Here is a 12,673-nt window from a genome sequence, read left to right as displayed (position 1 = left end):
TCTTTTTTCTTTTATTGTAGCACTAAACTAAATTCTTTTCGTACGGAATTTTTTATAAATCATTGAGGCTAATAAGATACCGATAAAACCGCCTGTCGCATCAATCATGACATCCTCTAAATGCGGCGATCGATTGGGAGTAAAGCTTTGATGAACCTCATCTGAGATGGCATATAAAATGGTCATGATCCAGGAGATCAACCACGTTAAACGTTTGTTTAACAAATAATAATTTAAAGCACGGTACATTAAAAACCCTAATACAAAATAGGTGGAAAAGTGTGCTGCTTTTCTTATAAAAAATTCAAGAAAATGAGCAGCTCCCAGTGCTTCAATACTGATCTCATCGCCAGCATAATGGAGTTTCACTGAGGAGAACAGAGTCTCAATGATAGTTAAATCTAAATTAGCTGAGATTGTTGGTCTCAGATCTTGTTTTTCATAGGGTTGAGAGCTGGCATAAAAAATGATTCCCATCCAGAGAAAGACGGGGAGCCAGTATAATAAAATTCTTTTCATGTTAAACCACCTGTTTGAATGATTACTTGGAATTACTATACCATATGAAAGGCTGCAAAAAAGACTCCGAATATACGGAGTCCTGTGTTATTGAAATGCTTTTATCATAAAGTCAGCCCAAAGCTTATGGCCCTTTTCATTTGGCTGTAATGTTGTGCTATCGTAGTAATCCTTTATTTCTTCTGAGTCTACACTTGGCCAACTGCTCCAAATATTGAGATAAGTAATACTTTCTTCTTTCGCAAAGTTCTCTAATTCAAGAACTTGATCCGCATATTTAGCTGGTTTGCTAATAGGGTTTGAAGACTGAATAAGAATAATGGCTTCAGGATTTGAGGTCTTTATTCCTTCGATCATATTTGACAGCACAAACAACGTATCTCTCATACTTATTCCATCGTTATCATTTAATAGTGGTGGTTCTATAATAATAACGTCTGACTTTCTGGTTTGTATCTCTTCATAGATTGAGTCATCTTGAAGTTCTAGACTTGTCATATCTCCTGTACTAGTCGTATGCAGGTTTACTTTTTCTTTATATGTGTTTGTCATTTCAGTTGTAAATAGTTGTGCCCACGTTCCTTGATCGGAAGATGTATTCGTTGAACCAACAAGGTGAAACTTAAGAGGGTTCCCCATCTTTTCCTTTTCTTTGTATAGTTCTGCTATTCCCTCAGGTGCATTTGCAAAAAGATTCTCTTTTAATAATGGAGTTTCTTCTGATGAGACTTTTTTTGACGCAGTCCTCTTTTCAGTGATCCCTATTTCTCTTTTTGCTGCATATGCATTTTTTTCTAATTTGTTATTGTAAAAAAAATGTCCGCCAACTACACTAACCACGCATGCAATCATGACAAACACCATTAAAAAACGGCGTTTCTTCATCCGTCCCAACCCCTTATATATACTATAACTATAATATAGGGTAAAATTTTCTAATACAAGAAAATTGTTGAAGATTGTAGGTTTCTATCTAAATTTCTCTAGTTGATTTATCAAATTTTGTTCTGATAAATTTAGCCTTTGATGCTCCTTTTTTAAATTACTAACAATCTCTAGAACCATTTGCATTCTATTTGTGAGCATTTTCCTCACCTCATCCGGATTCGGCCCGCCTTGAATGCTGCGCCTTTTCACGAATTGGAGGGGGCAGATGATGTCTTCCCATTCTTTTTGGGTGAGAGATAGGTGTTCATGCTGAGTCGTCAAAATTCGTTGAACCGTTTCAAGAGGTAGTTCGTTAAGTTCCAGCTTTTCCGATGAGCACTTTTGCGCGACGGCGCTCGCTAATTTGTGTGCTGTTCGAAACGGCACTCCCTTTTCTTTCGCTAAAAAGTCCGCCAGCTCTGTAATCGTGATACATGATGTTTTCGCACGAGCGAGTGCTAACTCTTTGTTCACTTCCATCGTTCGGATGACCGCATGCATGAGATGCATCACTCGGTTCGCTTTTTCGTAACTTCTATATAAATGTGGCTGAAGGTCATCCTCGGTATCCACGATATCGCCAAACGGTGTGTTGTGGATCATGTGGATTGCCGCGAGTGCTTCTCCTGCTGTTGAACTGGCGAGTGCCCGAGAGTGTTCGATGGAAACCGGATTTCGTTTTTGCGGCATGATCGAGCTGATTTGCACGTAAGGATCTGCCACTTTGATGATGTCGTGTTCACGGGTAACGAGCTGAAGAAAATTTCCAACCCAACGACCGCTGTTCGTCATCAACGTTAAAACGGCAGTCGCTGTTTCTATCAAATAATCAGCACCTGCAACAGCGTCATACGAGTTCTCAATAAGTTTGGAGAAACCGAGAAGTTCACAAACTCGATGGCGGTCGATCGGAAAACTTGTCGTGGAGAGTGCTGCTGCTCCCATCGGTGAACAGTTCACTGTTTTATATGCGGATTGCAGACGTTCGATATCTCGTAACAGGATGTCTAGCACAGCAGTTAAGTAGTGTCCGAGCGTTGTCGGCTGTGCGGGTTGGGTATGAGTGTGTGCAGTCATGACGGTTTCCGCGTGTTCGTCAATTTTTTCTAGAAGTGCTGTGGCGAGTGAGAGTGCACTTTCTATCAGTGTGAGGATGTGTACTCGGAGCACAAGTCGGTACATGGCGATTCCCATGTCGTTCCGGCTTCGTGCCATATGCATACTGCCCGCAAGATCCGGTCCAATTTCTTCACTCATTTTGTGTTCGATCATGAAAAATAAGTCTTCGAATCGTGGATCGTAGGTTAGAGTTTGCGGGTCGATCTTTGCTATCGTTTCGACTCCTCGGAGTATTTTTGCAGCTTCACTTTTTTCTAAAATACTCTGCTCGGCAAGCATCACAACATGTGCTCGGTGAATGTTAAACATATGTTTAAAAAGATAGTCTCTTTGGTCGTTGAATACGGGGCGTAGTAAGTGTTCCACGTACGTTTTACCGGGGAACTCCGTGCCTTCTTGTTTGATAAAATTGTCTTTGGATGGCATGTATTCTCACTCCAATGCTGAAGGAACTTCTGTTAGTAGTGTATAGAGATGAGTGGATCTTGGGAACTCGGTTACATTATGTTATTGGGATTAAAGTTGGTTAAGCTACGTAAAAACCCGGACGTCAATTACGCCGGGTTCTTTGTATTTACATGAAATTGTGTACCCGGATAAGTGGGGTAAAAGGGTGAGTTTCTTTCTAGAGGCTTGATTCTAATTTTCCTTAAGTTGAAAGATTTCGCGGTCATGTTCAGCAATTTTAAACTCGTAGTATTTTAAGTCATTTTTGCGAACCATTGTTTTCTCGATGTTTGTTACTCTAACTTTCAAGTCTGCCACATCATCTTTTAGTTCTAAAATGCCTTGCTGGTTTTGTTTAGTCAGTTCTAAAATTTGTTCTAATAATAGTCTGTCGCTCATTCTGCTCACCTCCTTTACACTTATTTTATCAAAAATCGTAATCGTTTTCTGCTGTTAACAAATAAAGCTTACGGTACGTGTTTTTATATTTCTTACACGTTCGCTGATAAATGGCCCGTTTTCACCTGTTATGCACTATTTTTCACCTGTGAATGATGTACGAGCACCTGTAGACGAACATGTTTCACCTGTAAACCGTTCTTAATCACCTGAACATGCTACCTCCCACAAAAAAACACCCGATTCGCGAAGAATCGGGTGCCTCATGAAATAAAAAAACCTACTTTTTCTCCAAAACCGCAACAAACTCACGCATATAATCCGGCAGATCTGGCGGACGGCGGCTGGATACGAGGTGACCGTCAACTACGACAGGTTCATCGATCCATTTTGCTCCTGCGTTTTCCATGTCATCCTTAATTCCAGGTGTACTTGTCACTTTTTTACCGTCTAAAATCTTCGCAGATACGAGAACCCATCCCGCATGACAGATCTGGCCGATCGGCTTTTTGTTCTTCTCCATATGCTGGACCATCTCAATCACTTCTGGAAAACGGCGCAGCTTGTCCGGTGCCCAACCGCCCGGAACTAAGATTGCATCGTAACCTCCAGCATTCACATCACCAAACGCATAATCAGCCTCAGCCGGAACACCGTATTTTCCGATGTACGTCTCCCCTGCTTTCTCTCCAACAAGTTCAACGATCGCCCCTTCTTCACGCAAGCGCAAAATCGGATACCACAATTCCAAATCCTCAAAATCGTGATGCACGAGACTGAGCACTTTTTTACCTTTTAAACGCATGTTTAACACCTCCACTATTTATATCCTTAATAGCGTAACATGAATCCTAGCTGAGACACTATTCTTCCACTTTATCAAAGACTTATGATACGATTTTTTTAACAGAAGACAGAAGGAGACTGATTATGATGGGCAAATGCACGATCGACCACACGTTAGAAGATGTGAAGCAAAAGCTAGCCGAACAATCCGCTTTTATGCCGCGTGAACTTGTGATAGAGGTTGGCGACTCTTTATCTGATGATAGTGATCAGACCTACTTAAATGAAGTGTTTCATCTTTTGAAAAAGTATGACCTCGTGGACGAAAGTGAACGAGAAACACGCAATGAGAAATTGAGTAATCTGGTTAAATAGAAATCATAGCAGAGAAAAAACACTTGGAATTGTCACCAAGTGTTTTTTCGTTTAATTAATCGGAATCGATCGTTCTGGTAATTTGCCTGGCTGATCTGCACCAGGATTTTCTGAGTGCTCAAAAGGGACGACATAATATTTTTCCGATTCCAGATTGATTGCGCTAAATCGGTTATACGATTCTTCCGGTGCCACAGAAACCGTGCCTGGCAAGATTTCCTTTCCAGATTGACTTACAATTTTAAAAGCAATGTGGTTCTCTTCGCCTGGCCAGTCATAATACAGCACGGTGGAGATTGGAGTCACGATCATTTTTTCGAGTTTTATAGAGCGTCCGTTCTCGAGTTGTATGTTTTGATAAAGCGTAATCGTTTTGCTATCCGCTGCTAACTTTTCAGTTGGGACTTCAATATCAAACACCCACGGCTGGTTCATCTTCAATTCTAGATCTAAGCGATCGTATTCAATATGAAACTGAATCTTCTCCCCCATCGGTATTTCTTTTAATTGAACTTCGTTGTAAACCGTAAACATAGAATTGTTTAGTTCAATCGACTGCCCGCCAGTACTTGACGTTAAATCTTTTCCATTCATCTTCACTTTAGGCATAGGGTGCATCTTATGATGAAAGTCGATTCCGTCTGCTGGTTCGTAGGTCGAGCTTAAAAGTAAACGTCCGCCATCAATCATCACTTCGTTCAACGTCAACTTCCCCTTCTCGTTTTCAGCGGTTTGTCCGATCGCTGTTTTATAGGAAGAAAAATCGAGATTCTCGTTTTGATTCAAATATTTTTCAATTGTTTCACCTACAAATGGCATATTAGCTATAGATACGATGCCTGTACTTAGTGATAATCCCGTCGCTATGAGCATGGCCGCTGTTACACCCATATACTTCTTTACCTGCGATGGCTTTTGTTTTTTTACTTTCTTTAGTACTCGCTTTTCCCATTGCTTTTTTTCAAAATGAGAAAGGTCTTGCTCTTCATATTGTTTCAAATCTATATCCATTTCGTTTAATTCGCGATAGATCGTCATATCTTCACTCCTCATGCTTCATTATTTTGAAACAAAAACCCTTTTAGTTTTTTACGTCCCCGGGATAACTTGTTGTACACCCAGGATTCTCTCTCGTTATATTCATGAGCGATCTCACTTGACGTGTTTCCTTCTAAATAGTACTTTTCAAAAATCCGCCGTTCACCGGGAGGTAACTGCTGAAGCAACTCATCAACGAGAATTTCTTCGCGTGACTTTTGTGACAGTAAGTTGGACTCGGTAAAACCGGGCACTGAGAACTGTTGTTTTTGTAGAGAGATCTGTCTTCTCCCATAATCGATTGCTTTATATTTCGCTACAGCTGCGATCCATTGTTTGAACGTATTTTTCGTAGGATCAAATTGATGAATATTGTTCCAAACGGACAGTAAAACATCGTCAAGGCATTCTTCATAATCTTGTTGCTGCTTATTCACATATCGTTTGATGATTGCTGTGAGAAGACCACCGTACTGCTGGATCATGAAAGAGATCGCATTTTCATTTTTATCTATTAATTGTTGTACAACATTTTCTTCTGTAACTCTCAATCGTACACCCCTCCTGCTTATTATTGGTACCTACTATGTATTACGAAATGAATAGGGGAAATCTATCACTTATCAAAAAATTTGTTGAGAAAGTAATCATTTGGAAGAATCACTACAATCTAAAGCATAACTTTATTTCCTAATGAATTGTCTATATATGTTTAAAAGAAATACGATTACACAAATCTAGTGAATCGTTTCGATTTTTCATTGACTCTCAAAATGAAAGCGCTTATAATTTTTATTATCAGGTTTATCGAAACGTTTCGATTACGTCAGACCATACACAATAAACGATATCCAGGAGGTTTTCTTTATGCTTAAGCAAAACGTGCAACATATCATTCAAGACATGACATTAGAAGAAAAGATCAGTCAGTTGGTTCAGCTTGCTACTCCTTTCTTTAAAGGTTCATCTGATCAAGGCTTCATCACGGGTCCTATGCAGGAGATGGGGATCACGGATGACGTGATTTGCAATACAGGATCTGTTCTCGGTGGATCAGGAGCTCGTGAAACGCGCAACATTCAAGACGCACATTTAAAAGAAAACCGTCATGGCATTCCTTTATTGATGATGGCTGATATCGTGCATGGTTTTAAGACGATCTTTCCGGTACCTCTAGCGATCGGTTGTTCGTGGGATATGAATCTTGCTGAAAAAAGTGCAGAGATCGCAGCGAAAGAAGCATCTGTTTCAGGTGTTCACGTGACATTCGCGCCTATGGTCGATCTTGTTCGTGATCCGCGCTGGGGCCGTGTTATGGAATCTACGGGTGAAGATGGCTTTCTGAACAGCGAGTTTGCTCGTGCATTCGTTCGTGGTTTTCAAGGAACGGATTTAACAAACGACAAAGACCGCGTGGCAGCTTGCGTGAAGCACTTTGCCGCATATGGTGCTCCTGAAGGCGGACGCGATTACAATACGGTGAACATGTCTGAACGTCAGCTTCGCGAGTCTTACCTGCCAGCTTATAAAGCAGCGCTTGATGAGGGCTGTGAAATGGTGATGACCGCGTTCAATACAGTCGACGGGATTCCGGCAACGGCGAACAAGAAGCTGATGCGTGACCTTCTTCGTGACGAGTGGGGCTTTGACGGTGTAATTATCTCGGACTGGGGTGCTGTAAAAGAGCAGCTTCCGCACGGTGTGGCTGAAGATGAAGCAGAAGCGGCGTATAAAGCGCTAACAGCTGGAGTTGATATCGAGATGATGACAACGTGCTACGTCGACCATTTGAAAGAGCTTGTGGAAAGCGGCAAACTATCTGAATCTCTTGTAGATGAATCGGTAGAACGTATATTAACGTTGAAGCAGAAGCTCGGACTTTTTGAAGACCCGTACCGTGGTGCTGATGAGAAGCGTGCCGAAGAAGTGATTTTGTGTGAGGAGCACCGTGATGTAGCACGTGAACTGGCTGCGAAATCGTGTGTACTTTTAAAAAATGAAGGTGGGATTCTTCCCCTTCAACCGACGCAAAAGATAGCACTGATCGGACCATTCGCGACAAATGGCGATCTGATGGGACCTTGGTCGTGGCAAGGTGCGTTTGATGACGTGGTAAAAGTAGACACAGGTCTGTTGGATAAACTGGCTGATCCTTCTCTTTTAACGGTTGCGGATGGTTGTGAGGTTGAGTCTGTAACAACTGAGCAGTTGGAAAAAGCGGTTCGTGTTGCGAATGATGCGGATGTGATCGTGCTCGCACTTGGAGAAGCTTCATACATGAGTGGTGAAGCGGGATGCCGTGCTGACATTCGTCTCCCTGAGGCTCAACTTCAATTGATTCAGGAAATGAAAAAGTTAGGTAAGCCGATTGTCACCGTACTCTTTAACGGTCGTCCACTCGACCTGCATGGTGTGGTAGATCAAGTGGATGCAGTATTAGAAGCTTGGTATCCGGGTACTGAAGCGGGTGCTGCGATTGCTGATCTTTTATTCGGAGATGTGAATCCGTCTGGTCGTTTATCGATGTCGTTCCCGTATTCAGTTGGTCAGGTTCCTGTGTATTACAACCACTTCAACACAGGTCGTCCACAGCCTACTCCTGAAAATAAAGAGCGCTATCTGTCTCATTATCTGGACATTCCGAACGAGCCTCTATTCCCGTTCGGTTTCGGGTTGAGCTATACAGAGTTCACGTATGACGATGTGAAGTTGTCTAGTGATGTGTTGACGGAGGATGAGTCGATTACAGCTTCTGTAACGGTTACGAATACAGGCGATGTTGCTGGTGAAGAGCTAGTTCAGCTGTATATCCGCGATATTGCGGGTGATGTTGTTCGTCCAGTGAAAGAGTTAAAAGGATATAGAAAGATTGTTCTTGAACCAGGAGCGTCTGAGGAAGTAACGTTCGAGATCACAGAAGAAATGCTACGCTATCACCATGAGAACCTAGAGTTCAAGAGTGATGCAGGTAAGTTTACGATGTTTATCGGGAAAAACAGCCATGATGTGGTAAGTGTTCCGTTTAGGTTGGTTAAGTAATATAGTAAGTGAGGACTGCTCTTGGGGTTGAGTAGTCCTTTTTTTGTGTTTTACGGTACGTGTTTTTATATTTATTACGCGTTCACGCAGACGTGGGCTCTTTTCACTCAATTGCCCCTTCGTTTCGCTCAGTAAACCTTTGTTTTCGCTCAAACAACAGTGCGTTTCGCTCCAACGGCCTTCCTTTTCGCTCAAGCGACCAATATCACTGGTATTCCGCATACTAAAAAATGAATAATGTTCAATTAAACACCCTTTTTGTGTCTATTTCTGCCTTTATGATCTACATTACAGCCAAATACAAAAGCTAATATTTAACTATCTAAAAATAAAAAAGACCGCTCCGAAAGAGCAGTCTCACCTTATTATCCAACCAAAACCCGCAACGCATCATCCACTTTTGCATGTTTTTTACTGCGAACGATTGTGAACTCCTCATTTTCTTCAATCACATAATCAGCACTCGGTAAAATCTTCGTTCCACGTTCAAACGCGATCACATCTTCGACCTGCGTTAGGCGGAAATCGATATATTCTGCATCCACACCGGTAATTTCTGCTGTCGCGTAAGCAATTTTCACATTACCTACAGCTAGATTCATAGGCAGCATCACACCGTCTTTGCTCTGCAACAATAGCTTTCTTCCGCCTAACAACGCTACGCCATCTTCATAAACCGTGAATTCTTTATCGAATCCGTCTAGGTTCAACAGATGAAGGAAACGCTCACCTTCTGCGTCAACAGTCGATGTCATAAAGATGCCGTGATGTGGACAATCATGCGTTAGTTTCGCGCGACTTCCTAGTCGTTCGAGAGCGTTTTTAAAGAAAGGTAGATCGCAGCGATAGAAGCTGGCGATCACGATCGCGCTTCCATTCCCCACTTTAGACTCAAACCCACACACATCATCCGATCCGTACACTCTAAAAATCGGCGTTACATTAGGTCCAACTTCAAAACGCTGAACGAAGCCTGAACGAATCTCCGGCTGAGCTGAAGCCCAGTTGTCTCCATAGATAGAAAGGTAGTTTCCGTGACCATCACGGCTTATTCCTTTATACGTAACACCAAGTGCTTCTGCTAAAAGCGTACAGTCCTTCCCTTCCATATCAAAAAGAGGAACTTCACCGTACAGAAGAATCTTTCCGCCCGTGTTCAAATAGTTTACGAGTTTCTCCTGAATCGCACTGTCCATATAGCGTGCGGACGGCAACGCGAGTACAGGCGTTTTCGTCACATCCAGGGGTTTGTTCTGTACATCAACCGCTGTAAAACGATAACCGTTAAGCAACATCGCACGGCCCATGATTTCCCAAGCGCCGGCACCGCGGTTCGCCTCGATGTTTGAGAGAATCTCACGCATCACTTCACTCTTCGGATAACGATATTCGGTCATGTAATAATCCGGGATGAACGCGAACGATACTTCATCTCGTTCTTCGTTCATACGCGCGAGCTTATCACTCACCGCCATCACACTTTGATTCACGCGTGACATGCGGGGAAACGTATAGTTATAATCACCTTCTGGCCCAATTGGTGCTGCGAAACCGTGGCGTTCACCAGTTGAGGCAATTCGGTCGTTTCCATCGTCAACAAGCGTATCGAGTCTCGCATTTTTTCCGCCAGCAAACAGATAATAGTTGATGAGTCGGTTTCCTTGAGCAAGACACATTCTAAATTTAAAATCCGCTGCTGATGGATCATAGCGCTCGCCTAGTGTCTCGCCAAAGTTTCCGTCACCACAGTTGAACTCGACAGACGTTAACGGCTGATCCTCGTTATGAACGGCTTCCATCAGACCGTTGATGATGTAGAGGTCCTGGAACGTTTTCATGTCAAGATCGCCAAAATAAATATCAGAACCCGAGATATATCCAGGTCCTTGGTTATACGTTTCATACAGCTGACTGATTCCGATCGGATACGTGAATCCTCGTCCTCCACCCGTTCCGTGGATGTTAACGACGAACGGAATGTCTTTCACGCCGAACTCTTCTGCGTACTCTCTTAAAATCGCTATATATTTGGCGAAACGATAACGCATGTAATAGCCAAGATCTTTTAACAGTTGAGCGGCATACTCTTCTTTTGGAGAACGGAATGCGGTATTACGCTCTGCACTTTCATCCAACGAGAACGGATAGCGGTCAGAAACGTTATCTCCGTATCGTTCACTCAACCAATTTGATAAATCGTTCAGCACGTTTTCCGTCAGATCTGGTGTGTTGCTTACCCAAGAGAGCATGCCGATCTCGTTATCAAGCTGAAACGCGATGATCTTTCCACCGTTCGAATAGATGCGCGGTGTAACCACTTCCATCACTTTTTCATAATACTTACGAACTTCTTGTAAAAAACCTGGCGCAAGATAATCGACGGTTGGTGTCGTTGGTTCGCTCTCGTCCCAACCAACCGGAATGATCTCTGGATGCTTCTCGTACACCCAATAAGGCAGTCCTTCGTTTTTCATCTCGGCCATAATGAATGGTCCCGGACGAACGAAGAAATAAAAGCCGTTTTCTGTACAAAGGTCGATGAAACCGCCAAGGTCTGTTTCAGGACGCGTTTTACCTGTAAAATCAAACTGCCCTTCCACCGGCTCATGCCAAAGCCATGGCACATAAGTGGCCACGGCGTTACAACCCGTTTCTTTTAGCTTATCCAGTCGGTCTTGCCAATCGCTTTTATCAAGACGGTAGTAATGAATCTCTCCGCACGTGATCAGAACGGGCTTACCGTCGATGATGATCTGTTTGTTCTTGATCTCAATCATTTTGCCGGACTTCCTTCTGTCTTTTTCCAACCTAACAGGTCAGCACCTTGTTTCACATATTTATTTTTCATGAACAGATCCCACACGAGACTAGATTGATAGTTTTCGATCATAAGAAGCGTGATCCCCTTGTCGATTCCGATGACATGGTCTGAATACCAAGCTGGCGTTACGTCTAGGTTATAAGAATCTTGGAAACCATATTCACCCCAAAGCTGAGGATGCTCTTCGTAAAAATACTTCATCGCTGCGATCGACTCTTCTGGTGTGAACACGATCGATCCCGCTGCTCCCGTCGGTGCGACCGTACCTTCTAGTTCAGGCTCACACCCTTCGTAATAAGGAGGAGCTCCTGGAACGCGGTAGCCGGTCGGGCTTGCACAAGCCGTTAAGCCCCATGCATTTTCGTGATAGGTCTTGAACTCACTCGATTTTTCTTTACAGAACGCACGGTTCGCAAGGGATGCTTTTACCGAGTTCTCGTACCAGTTGATTCCGTCTCCGTCGACGATATTTCTAAAATCGATGAACGCATGCGAATATTGGTGAACAAACATCGCGTTTCCTGGTGCATGGATGTACTCGTAATCTTTGTACGTCCCTTTTCTGCGCTCGAAGCCGTCATAAATTTTTGCAGGAACCGGATGTGTAGGAGACGCCACCCCAAGCACGTACGTCATCATCTGCTCCGCGTACATATCCCAATAGTGGAAGCCGCCCGTTTCCGGGTTGTAACCCATGTAGAACTGGTTAACCGGCTCATCATAATACACGTTCCAGTCGATGCGCGCGTAAATTTTTTCGAAAAGCTCTGCGATCTCTCCGCCAAAGTATTCAGCAGATGTTACGGCACCACATAGGAAGATTCCCGTATCGATGATCGACGCGCAGTCATACCACTCTTCGTTTTTCTTCGCCGTCTCTATGTTTAAGAAGTGGTAAAAGAAGCCGCTCGCGTGTTCCACGTTGTTTAAGAAAGTTTCAAGCGTCCCTTTCGTGCGCTCGTAGCCTTCTTCTTTCGTGATCCAACCGCGCTCGATTCCGATGATGATCGCCGTTAAACCGAACCCGTTTGATGCGATACTTGCTACTTTTTTATTCGCCGACTGATCCAGGATCAACCCGTATCCCGGGCTGTTTTTATCCGTGTTTGCTTCGTTCCAAAAGAAATCAAAGCATCCTTTTGCTTCAAGGTCTAATAGTTTTTGTGTATCCATCGTTATTTCCCTCTCTATCTTTAATCTTGA

The 12,673-nt window shown here is 43.1% G+C and carries 11 protein-coding genes; 2 read left to right on the top strand and 9 right to left on the bottom strand.

The window, feature by feature from the left end:
- Positions 1-27: 27 nt before the first annotated feature.
- The 5 genes from ACFS5O_RS06720 to ACFS5O_RS06700 all read right to left on the bottom strand — a co-directional run bounded on the left by ACFS5O_RS06720 (position 28) and on the right by ACFS5O_RS06700 (position 4,216).
- The gene (locus ACFS5O_RS06720) at positions 28-519 is read right to left on the bottom strand and encodes a VanZ family protein (protein ID WP_205725210.1); all 492 of its coding nucleotides are present in this window, start codon (positions 517-519) and stop codon (positions 28-30) included.
- Positions 520-606: 87 nt separating this feature from the next.
- Positions 607-1,404 (bottom strand): SGNH/GDSL hydrolase family protein, encoded by a 798-nt coding sequence (locus ACFS5O_RS06715; protein WP_205725209.1) that lies wholly within the window; start codon positions 1,402-1,404, stop codon positions 607-609.
- Positions 1,405-1,488: 84 nt separating this feature from the next.
- A complete protein-coding gene (argH, locus tag ACFS5O_RS06710) occupies positions 1,489-2,991 on the bottom strand; it encodes an argininosuccinate lyase (protein WP_205725208.1) in 1,503 nt (500 codons plus the stop codon).
- A 213-nt stretch (positions 2,992-3,204) separates the two neighbouring features.
- Positions 3,205-3,411: a hypothetical protein gene (locus ACFS5O_RS06705; RefSeq protein ID WP_205725207.1), complete on the bottom strand. Its 207-nt coding sequence runs from the start codon at positions 3,409-3,411 to the stop codon at positions 3,205-3,207.
- A 280-nt stretch (positions 3,412-3,691) separates the two neighbouring features.
- The gene (locus ACFS5O_RS06700) at positions 3,692-4,216 is read right to left on the bottom strand and encodes a type 1 glutamine amidotransferase domain-containing protein (protein WP_205725206.1); all 525 of its coding nucleotides are present in this window, start codon (positions 4,214-4,216) and stop codon (positions 3,692-3,694) included.
- 125 nt (positions 4,217-4,341) lie between these two features.
- On the opposite strand from ACFS5O_RS06700, the gene ACFS5O_RS06695 reads away from it, so the two are divergent.
- The gene (locus tag ACFS5O_RS06695) at positions 4,342-4,572 is read left to right on the top strand and encodes a hypothetical protein (RefSeq protein ID WP_318300128.1); all 231 of its coding nucleotides are present in this window, start codon (positions 4,342-4,344) and stop codon (positions 4,570-4,572) included.
- 51 nt (positions 4,573-4,623) lie between these two features.
- Here the strand turns inward: ACFS5O_RS06695 and ACFS5O_RS06690 are convergent, their stop codons facing one another.
- Positions 4,624-5,610, bottom strand: coding sequence for a DUF4179 domain-containing protein (locus tag ACFS5O_RS06690; protein ID WP_205725205.1), 987 nt, complete (start codon positions 5,608-5,610; stop codon positions 4,624-4,626).
- Between the two features lie 11 nt (positions 5,611-5,621).
- The gene (locus tag ACFS5O_RS06685; protein WP_205725204.1) at positions 5,622-6,161 is read right to left on the bottom strand and encodes a sigma-70 family RNA polymerase sigma factor; all 540 of its coding nucleotides are present in this window, start codon (positions 6,159-6,161) and stop codon (positions 5,622-5,624) included.
- A 316-nt stretch (positions 6,162-6,477) separates the two neighbouring features.
- On the opposite strand from ACFS5O_RS06685, the gene bglX reads away from it, so the two are divergent.
- Positions 6,478-8,649, top strand: coding sequence for a beta-glucosidase BglX (bglX, locus tag ACFS5O_RS06680; protein WP_205725203.1), 2,172 nt, complete (start codon positions 6,478-6,480; stop codon positions 8,647-8,649).
- Positions 8,650-9,014: 365 nt separating this feature from the next.
- Here bglX and ACFS5O_RS06675 read toward each other — a convergent pair whose 3' ends face one another.
- Positions 9,015-11,426, bottom strand: a complete 2,412-nt coding sequence (locus ACFS5O_RS06675) for a beta-galactosidase (protein WP_205725202.1) — start codon at positions 11,424-11,426, stop codon at positions 9,015-9,017.
- The gene (locus tag ACFS5O_RS06670; protein ID WP_205725201.1) at positions 11,423-12,643 is read right to left on the bottom strand and encodes a glucoamylase family protein; all 1,221 of its coding nucleotides are present in this window, start codon (positions 12,641-12,643) and stop codon (positions 11,423-11,425) included. Before ACFS5O_RS06670 ends, ACFS5O_RS06675 begins: the two co-directional genes overlap by 4 nt.
- Positions 12,644-12,673: the final 30 nt, after the last annotated feature.

Source organism: Fictibacillus nanhaiensis (assembly GCF_042686385.1).
Taxonomy (GTDB): domain Bacteria; phylum Bacillota; class Bacilli; order Bacillales; family Fictibacillaceae; genus Fictibacillus; species Fictibacillus nanhaiensis.
Note: the sequence above shows the minus strand (reverse complement) of the source record. Positions and strands in the feature narration are given on the sequence as shown.

Bases quoted from the DNA above. Each gene is read 5' to 3' on its own strand.
- ACFS5O_RS06670 (WP_205725201.1), bottom strand. From the start codon at position 12,643: ATGGATACACAAAAACTATTAGACCTTGAAGCAAAAGGATGCTTTGAT.
- ACFS5O_RS06720 (WP_205725210.1), bottom strand. From the start codon at position 519: ATGAAAAGAATTTTATTATACTGGCTCCCCGTCTTTCTCTGGATGGGA.
- bglX (WP_205725203.1), top strand. From the start codon at position 6,478: ATGCTTAAGCAAAACGTGCAACATATCATTCAAGACATGACATTAGAA.
- ACFS5O_RS06705 (WP_205725207.1), bottom strand. From the start codon at position 3,411: ATGAGCGACAGACTATTATTAGAACAAATTTTAGAACTGACTAAACAA.
- argH (WP_205725208.1), bottom strand. From the start codon at position 2,991: ATGCCATCCAAAGACAATTTTATCAAACAAGAAGGCACGGAGTTCCCC.
- ACFS5O_RS06690 (WP_205725205.1), bottom strand. From the start codon at position 5,610: ATGACGATCTATCGCGAATTAAACGAAATGGATATAGATTTGAAACAA.
- ACFS5O_RS06715 (WP_205725209.1), bottom strand. From the start codon at position 1,404: ATGAAGAAACGCCGTTTTTTAATGGTGTTTGTCATGATTGCATGCGTG.
- ACFS5O_RS06695 (WP_318300128.1), top strand. From the start codon at position 4,342: ATGATGGGCAAATGCACGATCGACCACACGTTAGAAGATGTGAAGCAA.
- ACFS5O_RS06675 (WP_205725202.1), bottom strand. From the start codon at position 11,426: ATGATTGAGATCAAGAACAAACAGATCATCATCGACGGTAAGCCCGTT.
- ACFS5O_RS06700 (WP_205725206.1), bottom strand. From the start codon at position 4,216: ATGCGTTTAAAAGGTAAAAAAGTGCTCAGTCTCGTGCATCACGATTTT.